Origin of the sequence: Lysinibacillus sp. NPDC047702 (genome assembly GCF_050272555.1) — a bacterium.
Taxonomy (GTDB): domain Bacteria; phylum Bacillota; class Bacilli; order Bacillales_A; family Planococcaceae; genus Lysinibacillus.
Map to the genome: position 1 here is coordinate 1 of NZ_JBNNMG010000014.1, position 17,178 is coordinate 17,178.

Annotated in this window: 17 protein-coding genes; 4 read left to right on the forward strand and 13 right to left on the reverse strand. The window is 37.9% G+C overall.

Translation table 11 applies throughout. From position 1 onward, the window contains the following. Nucleotides 1-300: 300 nt before the first annotated feature. From nikC to mutY, 10 genes are all read right to left on the reverse strand, one after another. Nucleotides 301-1,197 (reverse strand): nickel transporter permease, encoded by an 897-nt coding sequence (gene nikC / locus ACQKIM_RS09440; protein WP_427542455.1) that lies wholly within the window; start codon nt 1,195-1,197, stop codon nt 301-303. A 12-nt stretch (nt 1,198-1,209) separates the two neighbouring features. Beyond that, nucleotides 1,210-2,214, reverse strand: a complete 1,005-nt coding sequence (locus ACQKIM_RS09445) for an ABC transporter permease (protein ID WP_427542458.1) — start codon at nt 2,212-2,214, stop codon at nt 1,210-1,212. A gap of 230 nt (nt 2,215-2,444) precedes the next feature. Continuing rightward, nucleotides 2,445-4,061: an ABC transporter substrate-binding protein gene (locus ACQKIM_RS09450; protein WP_427542461.1), complete on the reverse strand. Its 1,617-nt coding sequence runs from the start codon at nt 4,059-4,061 to the stop codon at nt 2,445-2,447. Nucleotides 4,062-4,091: 30 nt separating this feature from the next. Continuing rightward, a complete protein-coding gene (locus ACQKIM_RS09455) occupies nt 4,092-5,072 on the reverse strand; it encodes an ABC transporter ATP-binding protein (RefSeq protein ID WP_427542464.1) in 981 nt (326 codons plus the stop codon). After that, nucleotides 5,047-6,060 carry an ABC transporter ATP-binding protein gene (locus tag ACQKIM_RS09460; RefSeq protein ID WP_427542467.1) on the reverse strand — a complete coding sequence of 338 codons (1,014 nt, stop codon included), beginning with the start codon at nt 6,058-6,060 and terminating at the stop codon, nt 5,047-5,049. Before ACQKIM_RS09460 ends, ACQKIM_RS09455 begins: the two co-directional genes overlap by 26 nt. Nucleotides 6,061-6,362: 302 nt before the next feature. After that, nucleotides 6,363-8,108: an ABC transporter ATP-binding protein gene (locus tag ACQKIM_RS09465; protein ID WP_427542470.1), complete on the reverse strand. Its 1,746-nt coding sequence runs from the start codon at nt 8,106-8,108 to the stop codon at nt 6,363-6,365. A 206-nt stretch (nt 8,109-8,314) separates the two neighbouring features. Continuing rightward, nucleotides 8,315-8,863: a nucleoside tri-diphosphate phosphatase gene (gene ntdP / locus ACQKIM_RS09470; protein WP_427542473.1), complete on the reverse strand. Its 549-nt coding sequence runs from the start codon at nt 8,861-8,863 to the stop codon at nt 8,315-8,317. 199 nt (nt 8,864-9,062) lie between these two features. Beyond that, on the reverse strand, nt 9,063-9,416 hold the full coding sequence (locus ACQKIM_RS09475) for a hypothetical protein (protein WP_427542668.1): 354 nt from the start codon (nt 9,414-9,416) through the stop codon (nt 9,063-9,065). Between the two features lie 158 nt (nt 9,417-9,574). Continuing rightward, entirely contained in the window at nt 9,575-9,751 is a 177-nt protein-coding gene (locus tag ACQKIM_RS09480) for a gamma-type small acid-soluble spore protein (RefSeq protein WP_427542476.1), read from the reverse strand. A 69-nt stretch (nt 9,752-9,820) separates the two neighbouring features. After that, a complete protein-coding gene (mutY, locus tag ACQKIM_RS09485) occupies nt 9,821-10,855 on the reverse strand; it encodes an A/G-specific adenine glycosylase (RefSeq protein WP_427542479.1) in 1,035 nt (344 codons plus the stop codon). A 199-nt stretch (nt 10,856-11,054) separates the two neighbouring features. On the opposite strand from mutY, the gene ACQKIM_RS09490 reads away from it, so the two are divergent. After that, nucleotides 11,055-12,041, forward strand: a complete 987-nt coding sequence (locus ACQKIM_RS09490; RefSeq protein WP_427542482.1) for a metal-dependent hydrolase — start codon at nt 11,055-11,057, stop codon at nt 12,039-12,041. Between the two features lie 36 nt (nt 12,042-12,077). Here the strand turns inward: ACQKIM_RS09490 and ACQKIM_RS09495 are convergent, their stop codons facing one another. From ACQKIM_RS09495 to recX, 3 genes are read right to left on the reverse strand one after another with little or no spacing between them, the layout of a single operon-like run. After that, on the reverse strand, nt 12,078-12,347 hold the full coding sequence (locus ACQKIM_RS09495) for a YfhJ family protein (protein WP_427542485.1): 270 nt from the start codon (nt 12,345-12,347) through the stop codon (nt 12,078-12,080). Next, the gene (locus ACQKIM_RS09500; RefSeq protein WP_427542488.1) at nt 12,348-12,677 is read right to left on the reverse strand and encodes a YfhH family protein; all 330 of its coding nucleotides are present in this window, start codon (nt 12,675-12,677) and stop codon (nt 12,348-12,350) included. It lies immediately after the preceding gene. Beyond that, entirely contained in the window at nt 12,674-13,477 is an 804-nt protein-coding gene (gene recX, locus ACQKIM_RS09505) for a recombination regulator RecX (RefSeq protein WP_427542491.1), read from the reverse strand. The genes ACQKIM_RS09500 and recX overlap by 4 nt, the downstream gene beginning before the upstream one ends. A gap of 142 nt (nt 13,478-13,619) precedes the next feature. On the opposite strand from recX, the gene ACQKIM_RS09510 reads away from it, so the two are divergent. The 3 genes from ACQKIM_RS09510 (at nt 13,620) to rlmD (ending at nt 16,831) form a co-directional block, all read left to right on the forward strand. Further along, complete coding sequence (locus ACQKIM_RS09510; protein WP_427542495.1) at nt 13,620-14,516, forward strand: TIGR01777 family oxidoreductase; 897 nt, start codon at nt 13,620-13,622, stop codon at nt 14,514-14,516. Between the two features lie 66 nt (nt 14,517-14,582). Then, on the forward strand, nt 14,583-15,401 hold the full coding sequence (locus ACQKIM_RS09515; RefSeq protein ID WP_427542498.1) for a delta-lactam-biosynthetic de-N-acetylase: 819 nt from the start codon (nt 14,583-14,585) through the stop codon (nt 15,399-15,401). Between the two features lie 41 nt (nt 15,402-15,442). Continuing rightward, nucleotides 15,443-16,831, forward strand: a complete 1,389-nt coding sequence (gene rlmD, locus ACQKIM_RS09520; protein WP_427542501.1) for a 23S rRNA (uracil(1939)-C(5))-methyltransferase RlmD — start codon at nt 15,443-15,445, stop codon at nt 16,829-16,831. Nucleotides 16,832-17,178: the final 347 nt, after the last annotated feature.

The following is a 17,178-nucleotide window of genomic DNA, read 5'->3' on the forward strand; positions in this document are numbered from 1 at the left end:
AAAGCGTAGTGCTAACGCAGCGGCAGCAACATGATGTTTTTTGTGCGAAAGCGTAGTGCTAACGTAGCGGCAGCAACATGATGTTGGTCACTCAGGCGTTTTCACAGGATGTGAAGATATTAGCCTAAGTTCCTCTATTTCAGTAGGTGTTTGGACATCCACTGAAAGGAACTAAAACCGCATTCATCTCACCACCTGTAAAAGTGGGTGTCTTCTGTATCTGCCGCTGTCGCTACGCTTACGCGCATAAAACATCCGCTATGATTTCGATACAAAAAACATTTGCCAAATAAAGATAAACTAGCTTTTCATTTTTGGATCAAGTGCATCACGTAGTCCATCACCCATTAGGTTAAATCCGAGAACTGTTAACATAATAGCCAGACCTGGGAAAATCATTGTCCATGGAGCATTGATTAAAAATTTTCGAGCATCAGCTAACATTTTTCCCCACTCGGGTGCTGGTGCTTGAGCTCCTAGTCCAAGGAAGCCTAGTGCTGCCGCCTCAATAATGGCTGTCGCAATAGCTAGTGTTCCTTGTACAATTATTGGTGTTATGGAATTCGGTAAAATATGAGAGAATAAAATTCGTGAATCACGCATGCCAATTGCTTTTGCCGCTACAATATATTCCTCTTCCTTAACACTCAATACCTTAGAACGAATTAGACGACCAAAATTCGGTACGTTAATTATTGCTATAGCAATTAATGCATTTTGTAAAGATGGACCTAGCACTGACACTACTGCAATCGCTAAGAGCATACTAGGGAAAGCTAACATAATATCAAAAATACGTGAAATAATTGTATCAATCCATTTTCCATAATAACCTGCAATAATACCAAGTAAACTGCCAATGATTACGGATAAAATAACCGAGAAAAAGCCTACCCATAACGAAATCCGTGCTCCATGTATGATTCTAGAGAGAATATCCCGTCCAAAATCATCTGTTCCAAACCAATGTTCACTTGATGGTGCCAATAAACGCTTCGCAAAATTTTGTTCATTGATACCCTGTGGTGCAATGTACGGACCCACTATAGCAAGTAAAATAAAAAATATAACAATTCCTGCTCCTACGAGGGAGACTTTGCTCTTTTTAAAGCTACGCCAGCCTTCGAGCCACGGACCTACTGCACGTTCTCGAGCTGGTGCTGCTTCTTTTTTGATATCCATTGCTCCAGTCATCATTGCAGCTCCCTTCTATTTGTATTTAATACGCGGATCAATCACTGTATACAGTAAATCCACAATTAAGTTAATCATGATGAAAATAAATGCAACGATTAGAATACCTGATTGAATAACAGGATAATCCCTGAAGCCAATCGCATCATAAATATAACGACCAATTCCTGGCCAACTAAAAATAGTCTCTGTTAAAATGGCACCACCAAGCAGTAATCCTGTTTGTAGACCAATTACCGTTAACACAGGAATCACAGCATTCTTTAAGGCATGCTTATAGACAACAATGAACATTTTTTGGCCTTTCGCTCTTGCAGTGCGTACATAATCTGAGCGCATTACTTCTAGCATGGAAGACCTGGTGATTCTTGCAATGATAGCCATAGGAATAGTTGCAAGTGCTACCCCTGGTAATATTAATCTCTTTAAGACTTCAATGAATTGATCAAAGCGTCCTTGAATAAGGGTATCAAGTAAATAGAAATGGGTTATGGCGGTTATTGGATTTCGAACATCTTCTCGACCAGAAGTAGGCAGCCAGCCAAGCTTACTGCTAAATGTCCATTGCTCCATCAAACCTAGCCAGAATACTGGTACAGATACACCAATTAATGCCACGATCATCGCAATATAATCGAACCAAGAATTTTGGAACCATGCAGAAATAATGCCAGCATTAACACCAATAACGATGGCAATAATCATAGCAAAAAGTGCAAGCTCTGCCGTTGCTGCTAAGTATGGAAATATTTCTTCTGATACAGGTAATTTTGTACGTAAGGAAACTCCCAGATCTCCCTGGAAAATGCCTGACAAATAACTAAAATATTGTGTATACCAGGGTTTATCTAATCCTAAACTTGCGTTTAATGCCTCGACCGCCTCTTTTGTCGCCTGTTGTCCTAAAATAACTTTAGCTGGATTACCAGGTATTGCACGTATCAACATAAAAACGATAAAAGTCATTCCAAGCAAAACTGGGATTAGTTGAAGTAAACGTCTCCCCATATAGTGAAGCATTTTCATCACCTCTCTATGATTTTCATAATATACTTTGAAGTCTTTATATACTGTTGAAAGGTTGAGTCTTCACCAAACGGTTTTAAATGTTTAGATGAGATCTTTCATACAGAAGAAAAGGATTTGATTTTCCTTTATTAGAAAAGAATCTGCGAGAATTCCACGGCTTACCCGCAGAAAAGCAAGCAGATTCTTTTAAACTTCTCTATTCAATTAAAAAATGAACTTTACTATTGAATATCTACTGCATCTAAACGGTCAGAGCCAGTAGGATGCGCAATATAATTTGTAACTTTCTTGTTAGCAGCTAAAATTGGAATAGAGTGAGCAAGTGGAACCCATGGAGCATCCTCAGAAATAATTACTTGAGCTTGCTTATAAAGCTCGTTACGCTTGTCCTCATCAATTTCAGTTTGAGCAGCTGTTAATAGCTTGTGTAATTCTTTGTTGTCATAGAATGTATAGTTATTAGAATGGATATTATCGCCGTCTAATAATGAATATAGGAAGTTATCCGCATCTCCATTATCACCTGTCCAACCAAGTAAGAATGCATCTGCTTCACCCTTTTCAGCTTTATCTAAATAAGTAGCCCATTCATATGACACAATTTTAGATTTAATGCCTACATCTTCTAAGTTCTTTTGAATGGCTTCTGCAACTTTTTGACCATCTGGCATGTATGGTCGTGGTACTGGCATTGCCCATAGCTCAATCTCTTTGCCATCATAGCCTGCTTCAGCAAGTAATGCTTTCGCTTTTTCAGGATCATACGTATAGCCTGTAACTTCATCGTTATAACCAGAAATTACTGGTGGCATTGGGTTCTTCGCTGGCTCCGCTAACCCTTCATAAAATGCATCCACTAGTGCTTGTTTATCAATAGCATAGTTTACTGCCTGACGCACTTTTACATTATCAAATGGAGGTCGAGTAACTGTTAAACCTAAATACCCAACGTTCATAGAAGGACGTTCAATTAGCTGTAAGTTGGCATCTCCTTCGATTGTTCCTTTATCAGATGGACTTAAGCCATCAGCTACATCAATATTGCCGCTCGTTAATTCAGTTAATCGTGCAGTGTTTTCTGGTATAGAACGATAAATAACTTTATCTAATTTTGGATAGCCATCAATATAGTAATCTGGGTTTTTCTCAATCGTTATTGCATCATTACGTACCCAGCTGACAAACTTGAATGGACCTGTCCCTACAGGATTTGCTGATAAGCCTTCTTCATCTGCCTCAAAAGCTGTTGGCGAAGCGATTGCAAATGGAGACATCGCTAAATTTTTCAGGAATGGTGCTTGTGGTTGGCTTAACTTAAGAACAACCGTATAGTCACCCTCAGCAGTAGCAGATTCTATAATTTGCTTGTCACCAACGACAAATTGAGTTTTAAAATATGGATATTTATCATTGCTTGATTTCCAACGTTCAATATTTTTGATAACTGCCTCTGCGTTGAAATCTGTGCCATCATGGAATTTTACACCCTCTTGTAATTGGAATGTATAAGTTAATCCATCCTCTGACGGCTCCCATGATTTTGCCAAGCCTGGTTGAATCGTTACATCTCGTTCACCAAAGTTTACTAGCGTTTCATAAATATTTGCTGTAACTGTAAAGGATTCACCGTCTGTTACAACAGCAGGGTCTAGTGCTACAGAATCTCCACCACGACCATAGACTAATATTTTTGGTTCACCACTGTTAGCTTTATCGCCACCAGTTGAAGCATCTTTACTACCCGTATCCTTAGTGTCTGAGCCGCCACAAGCCGCTAAGATTGTCGAGAGAACAAGGATAAACATTACACCCAAAGTCCATAGCTTCTTTTTCTTCATTAAATTTCCCCCTATGTTTTTTTATATCATTTAATGTTGAATAGCATCATAGAGATGGCAAGCAACATAATGACCCGGTTTTACTTCTTGCATTTTTGGAACTATTTGAGAACATTCTTCTTTTTTAAACGGACATCTTGTATGGAAAGTGCATCCACTAGGCGCATTTGAAGCACTCGGAATATCCCCAGTAATAATTAGTTGTTCACGTTCGAACGTGGGATCTGGAACAGGTACTGAGGATAGCAGTGCCTGTGTATATGGATGAAGCGGTTCTGCATATAAATCCTCACTTGCTGTCAACTCTACTAATTTACCTAAATACATCACACCAACGCGATTACTGATATGACGTACTACCCCTAAGTCATGTGAAATAAAAATATAAGTCAGCTTTAAATCGTTTTGCAGCTTTTGTAATAAATTTAAAACTTGTGCCTGTATCGACACATCGAGTGCAGATACTGGCTCATCCGCAATAATTAAACGAGGATTGGTCATCAAGGCTCGAGCAATACCAATACGCTGCCTTTGACCACCACTAAATTGATGTGGATATCGCTTGATATGATATTCATTTAGACCTACTGTTTCTAGAAGCTCCAAAACCTTCTGCTTACGTTCTTTAGCATTACCCATACCATGCACAATAAGAGGCTCCTCTAATATCTTCCCAATATTGTGTCTTGGATTAAGGGAGGCATAGGGATCTTGGAAAATCATTTGAACATCCCTTCGTGCCTTACGCATTTCATTATTGGATAATTCTGAAATTTTTTTCCCTGCGAATTCTATATTTCCTTCCGTTGGCTCAATTAATCGCATTAACAATCGCCCAGTAGTTGATTTGCCACATCCCGATTCTCCTACAATGCCTAATGTTTCTCCTTCGAAAACCTCAAAAGAAACATCATCCACTGCCTTCACATCCCCAACCTGTGTATTAAGAATGCCTTTCCGAATAGGAAAATATTTTTTTAAGCCATCAACTTTCAATAAAACTTTCGACATGCTGTGCCACCTCCTGCTTCTCTAGTAAAAAACATCTCGATTTATGTTGCTCTGCTGTTTCATATAAAGGTGGTGTTTCCTGTTGACAACGATCCATTGCAAATTCACAACGTGCTGCAAAACGACAGCCGACCTTGATACTTCCTGGTTTTGGAACACTTCCAGGTATCGAATAAAGGTTGTCCTTTTTATAACGCATATCAGGTACAGATTTTATAAGCCCTTGCGTATAAGGATGCTTAGGATTAGTGAATATCTCCTGAATTGGCGCCTCTTCAACAATTTGTCCTGCATACATAACAATGACACGCTCACATGTTTCTGCTACGACACCCAAATCGTGGGTAATTAATAATACAGCTGTATTTAAACGTTTATTCAAGTCTTTCATCAACTGCAAAATTTGTGCCTGAATCGTTACATCAAGAGCGGTAGTTGGTTCATCAGCTATCAAAACCTTTGGATCGCAGAGAAGTGCCATCGCAATCATAACACGCTGTCGCATGCCTCCTGATAATTGATGTGGATAATCTTTTAACAATGATTCAGCACGCGGCAAACCCACAAGCTTCATAATTTCTACCGCTCTTGTAAACGCTTCCTTTTTTGACCACTTTGGATTATGAATTAATATGGCTTCCTTTAACTGATCACCAATTGTAAATAAAGGATTTAAGGAGGTCATTGGCTCTTGGAATATCATTGCTACATCTTTTCCACGAATTTTTTGCATTTGTTTATCCGATAATGTTGCCAGATTTTTTCCATCCAATAGTATTTCTCCACCTGTTATTTTCCCGGGTGGTGATGGTATTAATCCCATAATGGATAGAGATGTGACACTTTTACCACTACCCGATTCTCCAACAATCCCCAATATCTCCCCTTCATGCACAGAAAAATCAATATCATCAACGGCAGGAATTTGCCCATCATCTGTAAAAAAGGTCGTTTTTAAACCTTTTATTTCTAGCAGCTTTTTCCTCATGCACAATCGCTCCATCCTACCTGTATTTTACTAAACTGTATAATTCTATTAATAGAATACACTAACTATCATTAAATTCCCTATTTTCAGATAATTCTAACTAAAAAGATTCTCTCTTTCAATCATTATTATTCTGTATAGAACATAAATTTTCTACCAAACTCGACCTATATACTAATTATTTCTTAACAAACGATAATAATTTACATAAATCGCAAAAAAATAGCCCTCCATAAAAAAATAAATGGAAGACTATTTTTAAAATTTTTTATTATGTTTTCGAATGGATTTCACTTAGAATTTCAATTTAAATGCTGCACTTGAAATAAATTATAATATGTTCCTTGCTTATGCATAAGTTCTTCATGTGTTCCATTTTCAATTAATTGCCCATGATCAATGACGATAATTTTATCAGCATGAGTGATTGTAGAAAGTCGATGAGCAATAATTATTGTTGTACGTTCATGTGCAAGCAGCTCTAATGATTCTTGAATAAGTGCTTCACTTTCTAAATCTAATGCAGAGGTAGCTTCATCTAGTATTAAAATAGGTGGATTTTTTAAAAATACACGAGCGATAGCGACACGCTGCTTTTGACCACCAGATAACTTTACTCCACGCTCCCCAACCTTGGTGTCATAGCCATTTGGTAAGCTCATAATAAAGTCGTGTGCGTTTGCTGCCTTCGCTGCAGAAATGACCTCTTCATCAGTAGCATCTGGTTTGCCCATTAAAATATTCTCTTTTACGGAATCACTAAATAAGATATTATCCTGTAGCACGATGCCGATTTGTGAACGTAATGAATGCAATGTTACGTCCTTCACATCATAGCCATCAATACGCACTGTACCACTGGTTGTATCATAAAAGCGTGGAATCAAACTTATTATCGTGGATTTACCGCCACCACTCATACCTACAAATGCCACTGTTTCTCCAGGGTTGATGGTAAAATGAATATTGTTTAAAATTTTTGAGCCATCAGCCTCATATTGAAAATTCACATTGTCAAAGTGGACCTCACCATTTACCCGTTTCAACTCTACGGCATCAGACTTATTTTTCACTTCATACGGTTCATCTATTAGTTCAAACATTCGGTCCATTGAAGCAATTGACTGCGTTAATGTAGTAGATGAACTAACTAAACGACGAAGTGGACCATAAAGTCTTTCAATATAGGCAATAAAGGCAACCATCGTTCCTATAGACAGAGGGCCATTAATAACCTGATAGCCTGCATAGGCAATTACTAACAACGGGGCTACATCCGTAATAGTATTCACCACGGCAAAGGATTTCGCATTCCATTTTGTATGATCCAATGCCTTCTCTAAAAATTCACCATTTGCATGATCAAATAATTTTTGTTCATGCTTTTCGAGTGTAAAGCTTTTAATTATGCTCATTCCAGCTACTCGTTCATGCAAATAACTTTGCACACCTGCAAGTGCCTTGGAGCGCTTTCTAGTTAAATCCCTCAGCTTACCAAAAAAGTACTTCACACTAAAGGCATAGAATGGGAACGCAATCAATGCTACAAGTGTCAGCTTAACATCCATTGTCAGCATAATCACGATAGCAATAACAATTGTGGCAAAATCTAGCCACACATTCATCAAGCCTGTCATGATAAAGTTTTTTGTTTGTTCCACATCATTAATCACTCTTGAAATAACATCGCCAGCTCTTGTATTTGCATAGTATTTTAAACTTAGTCGCTGTAAATGGGCATAGATTTGCTTTCGAATATCAAAAAGCACCTTATTACTAACATGTTGTGCAAAATATTGACGGTAATACTCAATTGGTGGCCGCACGATAAAAAACACAATGATGGTGCCACCTAACCAATAAAATAACTCTTTTGTTTTCTCTGCATCCGATAGATCATTTGCAGCAATAATATCATCTAACACAATTTTTATAAGCAAGGGGATAAATAATGGAATGGCAAACTTCACTATACCAATTAATATCGTTAAAATTATTTCCCAGGTATATGGTTTTACAAATCGCATATACCGCTTTATACTACCCACTTCCAATCACATCCTTAATAGAGAACATTCTTGATAAAGTCCCGTTTAAACGGGGCAAAAATAAATGGACATTCCAAATTGAATGCCCAAACGTAATTATAGCAATATTTCGTTTTAAGTACATGTAATATGTTTTTTTCGCTAACTATTTTCCATTCACTTAACAGATAAAAAAACACCCATTAGTAAAAACTAATAGGTGCTTCTTAACAATCATCTGCTTGCATATCGAGCTGAAACTTATAACGGTTTGTCCAAGCGTCGATGAAATCAGGTGCAAAAGGTCCTCTTTTTTGTTGAATCCAGCCAATTAATTTATCGACATTGCGCTTTAGAATTTTATCAATGACATCTGGATAAGACATTTCCTTACGATGTAGCTCATATTCATCCTCATCTAAAAGTGAATAAGACATGTCAGGGAATACTTTAATGTCTAAATCATAGTCAATATATTTAATGGCATTATTATCGAAAACAAATGGTGAGCTTAGATTACAATAATAATACACACCGTCCTCACGCAGCATGCAGATGATATTAAACCAGTGCTCCGCATGGAAATAACAAATAGAAGGCTCTCTTGTTAGCCAAGTACGACCATCGGATTCTGTCACAAGTGTCCGTTCATTCGCACCGATAATGATATTTTTTGTTCCTTTTAACACCATTGTTTCTTGCCAAACCCGGTGGATACGGCCATTGTGCTTATAACTATGTATTTGTATCGTTTCTCCTTCTACCGGTATTGCCATTTTTGAAGCCCACCTTTTCGTCTATGCTACCTAAATCTAGCAGTCTCTAGTATATTATAGCAATGTGTAGGCGAAAGGTGTAGTTAGAAAACCACAAATTTCCCTGCGTCCTTTTCAAATTTTACAAAAAATCATAAATTTAAAGAGAATTTTATTATACCCATTATCTAATTAGAACTTTTAATGTGTATCAATGATTTTATCTGCCTGAGCGTATCCTTCGGTGACCTGAGCGATTCTTCTCGCGACCCGAGCGAATTTCTTGGCGACCTGAGCAGTTCTTCTCACGACCCGAGCGAATTTCTTGGCGACCTGAGCGATTCTTCTCACGACCTGAGCGAATTTCTTGGCGACCTGAGCAGTTCTTCTCACGACCCGAGCGAATTTCTTGGCGACCTGAGCAGTTCTTCTCGCGACCTGAGCGAATTCCTTGGCGACCTGAGCGATTCTTCTCACGACCCGAGCGAATTTCTTGGTGACCTGAGCAGTTCTTCTCGCGACCCGAGCGAATTTCTTGGTGACCTGAGCGATTCTTCCTTCGACCCGAGCGAATTTCTTGGCGACCTGAGCGATTCTTCTCACGACCTGAGCTATTCTCTTCTGGCCTAGAGCAGTTTGGAAGTTTTTAATAATATAAAGGAGCTGTCTTTTGTAATCTTTTCGATTTTGACAGCTCCTTAGAGGTAAATGCAAATATGCAATTACAAAGTGTTATTCACCAAGATCTTGGTTCGTTTTTGAGAGGTTTCCTGAAGCTTGAGCTTTCTTTTGCTCTGCTTTAGCATTTTGCTTTTGCACTTCATTCACATCAGTCTCATAACCAAACTCTTGACTTTGACGTTGCATGTTTTTATTTGGTTGGAAATTTGCGTTGTTTTGCTTTTTCATTTTCATTCACCTCCACGATAATTATTGTGTACCGAGGTGAATGCTTTTATGCTTATAAATTATTTTATTTTACTTTCCCAATTCTCTCCATATTTTAAGCATTGGCACTGGCATAGGTATTTGCTCTATTTGTTCTCGAGTTAGCCAAACGCCTTTTTCAGTAGAATGACATGTCATGAAATAACTATTTAGATGCCATGTTAAATGTGAAAAAACATGTTTAAACATAAGTAAATCCTTCTGTGATTGAACATCTAAAGAATATTCATTTATAAAAGTGTCAATGGAATCTTTCCCATGCTCTATCATTGGAAATTGCCATAGATTTGCCAATAAACCTTCAGATGGTCGCTGTTCCATTAAAATTCGGCCATTTTGATCTTCACATACAAGGACATCATATGTAATATGCTTCATCTTTACTTTTTTTGATTTAACAGGCAGTTTTTCTGGTTCACCATCATTAAATGCAATACAATATTCGCGAACTGGACATAATAAACACTTTGGTGAAGTAGGTGTACAAATTAGTGCACCAAGCTCCATTAAGCCTTGATTGAAAGAGGATGCATTTTCAGGGTCTATCAGCTCTTCTATAGCTACTTCAAAAATCTTTTTTGTTTTAGGAATGGCTATATCCTCATGAATATCGAGTACACGGCTTAACACACGCATCACATTTCCGTCAACTGCATGTTCTGGCTTATCATAGGCAATACTTAAAATAGCACCAGCTGTATATGGACCTACACCTTTTAATGTTGAAATCTCATGTCGATTATTGGGTACTATTCCTCCGTAGTTCTCCAATACCTCTCTTACACCAGCCTGTAGATTACGGGCTCGGGAATAATAACCAAGACCTTCCCAGTGTTTTAATAAATATTCTTGTGGTGCTTCCGCAAGTAATTCTAATGTTGGGAAACTTTCTATAAAACGATTGTAATAAGGAATAACAGTGTCGACACGTGTTTGCTGCAGCATCACCTCAGATACCCAAATTTTATAAGGGTCCTTCGTATGTCTCCAAGGTAAATCACGTTTCTCAACATTAAACCATTCGACTAACGATTGTCGAAATTCTGTTACATATGGATAATTCACAGTGACCTCCAGTGTTTTTACGATTTAAATTATGGTAAAAAGGGTATACAATTAAGAAAAGCTCATTTATCTATAACGACAAAAATCGTTATTTTAAAGATACTCTTTCTATCGAATATCTTGACTTGTTAATTATGGATTATTGAAATACATGTATGCAATTGTACTCTATTTACATGCATACTAGGAGTGGATATTTTTGGATTCAGGTACACATTTCGTTATGGGTATAGCCCTCGGTGGTCTTGCTTTAGCTGATCCCGTGGTAGCAAATCATTCAATGACATTTACTGCAGTAATGGCAGGCACGATTATTGGCTCACAGGCACCTGATGTCGATACTGTTTTAAAACTGCGCAACAATGCAATTTATATTCGGCATCATCGAGGAATTACACATTCGCTCCCAGCAGTAGCTATCTGGCCTATCTTAATTACGGCGGTTCTATCATTCATTATTCAAGACGCAAATGTGTTTCATTTATGGCTCTGGACATTTTTAGCTGTAGCTCTTCATGTGTTTGTTGATATTTTTAATGCATATGGCACACAAGCCATTCGCCCATTCTCCAGAAAATGGGTAGCATTAGGTGTCATCAATACATTTGATCCTATTATCTTTTCGATTCATTGCGTCGGCATTTTATTATGGGCTTTTGGTGCAAATCCCGTTTGGACATTTAGCATCATGTACCTCATCATTATCATGTATTATATATTACGATTTGCAGTCCAAAAATCCGTTAAAAAGGCTGTACATCATACTATTCAAGATGAGGAATATGTTATTGTAGCACCGACAATGAGATTCTTTCACTGGCGCATTGCAGCGAAGTCGAAAACACATTATTACGTTGGTCGTGCCTATGGTCGAACAGTCAATATTTACGATAAATTTGAAATAAAGCCTTTACCAAAAACGCCTCTTATAGAAAAAGCCATGAAGGACCGTAATCTCGATGCATTCGTGTCATTCTCGCCGCTATATCGATGGGAAATTTCTGAGCTAGAAAATAGCTTAACGGAAGTGAGGTTAATTGACCTTCGCTATCGTAGTGATAATCGCTATCCTTTTGTGGCTGTTGCTCATTTAAATGATGATAACGAGATTATTACCTCCTATACAGGCTGGATTTTTACTGAAGATAAACTACAAAAAAAATTACAAATCGGCGCAAGTAATTGAACAGGTAAACCCTGACCAATGTTGGTCAGGGTTTCGTTATTGCATCATATCATCACTAGCATCTAATAAATGAGCATATTTGGGATTGCGTCCTGCAAAGTTATGCAGCTTATCACCATAGCTGGTAATTAATTGACGTACCAGATTTTCTGTGTAATCAGCACCACGATAGTCGTAGCCCGCCTTTGCTGAAGTTGATTCAAAATCACTCCATAAAAGCTCAATCCAAACACGTGCACGCCCTACTGACATCTGTGGATTTTTTGCAAGTAACTCCCTAGTCAATTTTTCTATCTTTTCTTCCACTTATTTTCCCACCTTTACAGGAGATAGCATCGAAACTGGCAGAGCTTCTTGATATTTATCGCCGCCTAATCGATGTCCCCAAGCAAAGCGACCCTTTAAATAATCTACTTGGAAAAATTCGTTATCCGAGCTATCTATACGATACATTTCACCAGGAATGATAGTATCTAAATCCACTAAATAAGCAGCCGCCATTAAAGCTTTTCGTTCATACACTGCAAACTCATTAATAATACCTAGCTGTTCTGCTTTACGGGCCTTTTCCTTTAGCATAGCTATTTCTTCGCGTAATTCATGCTCTGACATGGTCGCGTAGTTTTTTTCACTCATTCCTCATTCTCCTTTTCTTCTATAAAACGGTCTATAACTTCAATGGGAAAGCCCTTTTGATAGAGCGCCTGTTTTATCTTCATTTTTCGTTCATAACCAGTATACTTTGACGCGTACTTTTTCCAAACCTTTTCGCCTTGAACATCAAGCAATTGCTGCCATTCATCTTCCTCTTGTTCGATGACAATTTGACTAAGCACCTCGTCTACAATTGCAAATGAATAGCCTTTGCGCATAAGAAAATCCTGAATTTTAGCCTTGATTTGTGTTGGTGTTTTCCTTTTTTCAGATCGAACAACCTTTTCAGCCAACTGTGTCGCAAGCTTTACCTGTTCCCCATGACTAAAGGTTGCAAGTACCTCATCCTGTAAATCCTTATCAATTCCCTTTTTTATAAGGTCCTGTCTAATTGCCTTAGGTCCCTTTTTCATCGTAGCTTTTTTCGTATCGAGTAAAGCCTTGGAATATGTTTCATCATTTAAAAAGCCATATGATTTCAGTTTTTGTATGGCTTCTAAAATCACCGCTTCTCCAAACTCTAATGTCAGAAGCTTTTTCTTCACTTCATGCTCGCTCCGCATTTGATAAGATAAAAAATTTAATGCTTTATTGAAAGCCTTCCGAATTTCATCCTCATAGGCAATTTCCTGAATATCAAATTCTTCTAGCATTTTGCCCTTTGTTAAACCAAATTGAATAAGAATAGCCTCGTCTACAGGAAAGGCGTACTCCTCATTCAAATATATATTATAACGTTCTGGATTGTTTTTTTGACGTGCAATTTTTGTAATAATACGCATATAAAACACCTCACTAATTACAATTATAACATGTTTCATAGTACTGCATTTTTACGATATTTTACTTTTATCAATAGCCTATAACAAACCATAAGATGATAAACTAGAAACTATATATTGCTTTAAAAAGGAGGAAGCTCTTATGAAAATCGTTATCGCAGGTGGGACTGGCTTTGTAGGGAAAGTGCTAACTAGGCTGTTACAAGATAATGGACACGAAATCATTATTTTAACTCGAAACAAAATCGTGCAAGAAAAAGATATCCAATATGTACAATGGCTTCAGCAGGGTGCACGACCTGAGCAGTTATTAAATACAGTTGATGCATTTGTTAATTTAGCAGGAATTTCTCTAAATAATGGACGTTGGACAAAAAAACAAAAAAAAGCCATTTATACAAGCCGTATGGATGCAACACTTGAAATCGTGAGAATTATGGAGCAACTTACCTCAAAGCCAAAAGTATTAATTAATGCCAGTGCAGTTGGGATTTATCCTACATCTACAATAACAACCTATACAGAAGATTCCATGGACTATGCAACTGATTTTTTAGGTACGACAGTTCAAGATTGGGAAAGACAGGCTAAACGTGCAGAAAAATTAGGAGTACGAGTTGCGCTTGCTCGATTTGGTGTAATTTTAGGACGTGATCAAGGCGCACTTCCTTCAATGCTGCTACCCTATAAAATGCATATTGGAGGCACTATCGGTTCTGGTGAACAATGGCTGTCATGGGTTCATGTGGAGGATGTAGCCCGTGCCATTTATTTCGCTATTACAAATGAGAACATTAAAGGTCCCTTTAATGTCACTGCCCCCCATGCAACTCGCATGAAAGATTTCGGAAAAACAATTGCTATGATAATGGGAAGAAGTCATTGGATGCCTGTACCTAGCATTGCTATGCGTTTAGCACTTGGAGAACAAAGTGTGCTGGTATTAGAAGGGCAACATGTATTACCTGCTGTATTAGAAGAACAGCATTTTACATTTAATTACCCTCATTTAAAAGAAGCACTTCAAGATTTGTTCTAAAAATTGTAGTAGGATAAATTTTAAAAAACAACGCATTCTAATGAAAAAGAAAGGATGCGTTTTTTTATGTGGAAACAACATATAGTTGGAGCAGTGATTGCTACTTTTATTATTGCCGGGGCAATTAGCTTTAATCCGTATTTTGCTTCTGGCTCTGATGAACACAATTGGGGCTTTAAACGAGCAAAAAATGGTGAGCAGGCTGAGGCGGGAGCACAGCTTGATCAGCTACTTGAGAAATATGGTGCTATTTATAAAGGTAAGCCTGATAAAAAAGTTGCTTATTTAACCTTTGATAATGGATATGAAAATGGGTTTACAGAAAGTATTTTGGATACATTGAAGAAGGAAGATGCACCAGCAACTTTCTTTTTAACGGGTCATTATTTAGAAAGTGCCCCCGATTTAGTGAGGCGTATGGTTAAAGATGGTCATACGATTGGCAATCATTCATATGGGCATCCAAACATGGCGAGAATAACACCAGAAACTATGCGTGCGGAATGGAAAAAACTTGACGATAAGCTCCGTGAATTAACAGGGATTGAACGTACAACCTATGCTCGTCCACCTGAAGGTACATTTAATGCAAAATTATTAGAGGTAGGAAATGCTGAAGGCTACCGCCATATTTTTTGGTCTGTTGCCTTTAAGGATTGGATGAGAGATGAACGCCGTGGCGCAGACTATGCATATAATGCTTTAATGGAGCAGCTACACCCTGGTGCTGTCATATTAATGCATACTGTGGCACAGGATAATGCAGAAGCACTTCCTATGTTTATTGCCGAAGCGAAAAAACAAGGATATACATTTTTATCCCTTGACGATTTAGTTTTAGAATATGAAGATTTCCCTGTAGCTTTGCAATCGTCCACTCCTTAGTTATAATGGGATGATATTAAACGAACAGGGACGTGGAATGCTTGACACAGCAAACAACAATGGAAGTGGGACAAAAATTCCCTTTAACAATAAAAAGACTCGGTATTAATGGCGAAGGTGTAGGCTTTTATAAGCGCAATGTTGTATTCGTAAAGGGCGCAATACCCGGCGAAGAAATTACAGCTCAGGTAACGAAAACTCAACGAAATTTTGCCGAGGCAGAAATAATAACGATTCGCAAAGCTTCAAAATATCGCCAGGAGGCACCTTGTCCAGTTTACAATGAATGTGGCGGCTGTCAGCTTCAACATATGACATATGACAAGCAGCTAATGGAAAAGCGTGATATTGTTATCCAAGCATTAGAGCGTTATGCAAAACCCTTAGCTGCAACTGTTGAAGTACGAAAAACGCTTGGGATGGATAATCCTTGGCATTACCGTAATAAAAGTCAATTCCAAGTAAGGAAAGAAGGCAAACGTGTATATGCAGGCTTATTTGCTGAAGGGAGCAACAAGCTACTTAATATTAATGATTGCCTTGTGCAGCACCCAATCACGTCTAAAATAACTGTTGCCACTCGTAAGATTTTACAAAAGCTGAATATTACGATTTACGATGGTCGTACGCTTGATGGTTTAGTGCGTACGATTGTTGTGCGTACAGGAATTCGTACTGGAGAAACGCAGGTTGTGCTTGTTACAACACGTAAAGAAATTCCTCATTTAGCTGAGCTTATTTCACGTATAAAAAAAATCGACCCAAGTATTGTGTCCATTGCACAAAATATTAATCGTGAGAAAACATCGCTTATTTTTGGTGATGAAACGAATGTTCTTGATGGCAAGGAAACAATCCATGAGGAGCTTGGCGAATTAGCCTTTGACTTATCTGCACGCGCCTTTTTCCAGTTGAATCCAACACAGACAGTACATCTATATGATGAAATCAAAAAAGCCGCTGCATTAACAGGCAAAGAAACAGTGGTGGATGCTTACTGTGGCGTTGGGACAATTGGTTTATGGCTAGCAGACAAAGCTAAAGAAGTTCGTGGAATGGATGTTATTCCTGAAAGTATTCAGGATGCACGCAAAAATGCACGTAACCACGGCTTCAAGCATACAAAATATGCAGTCGGTACAGCAGAAAGCGTCTTAGCAAAATGGCGTAAGGAAGGCTTTACACCAGATGTAATTACAGTAGATCCACCTCGCACAGGACTTGCACCTGAATTTATCCGTACTGTATTGAAGCTAAAACCGAAGCGCTTTGTCTATACATCGTGTAATCCATCAACTTTGGCGAAGGATTTAAACGAATTATCGAAAATTTATGATGTTAAGTATATTCAGCCAGTGGATATGTTTGCACAAACGGCACAGGTGGAATGTGTTTGCAACATGGTTTTAAAACCCGAATACCAAAAATGAGATTGTAATGTTTAGCAATAATTACAAGACCACTTCAATAATAGAGGTCTTGTTTTTTTATTCTCTTCTATTCTTTAAGTTCGTTTTCATCGCCCACTTCCTCAAAATTTTAACAACAATTTTTGGGTAGAAGCAGAATCAAATTATACTACTGAAAATTAAAATAAGTAATTGCGTTTGTGTGCTCCTTATGGAGAATGGAATCAATCGCTAAAACATTACTGATAACAAATGTACATTTAGCATGTCTTGGAAAACAAAGTGCTTGAAACGAATTTTAATCCATATACATCATATTTACAAATTGATTACGCAGCATTGCTTTAACTAATTGTTCTTTCATCCCT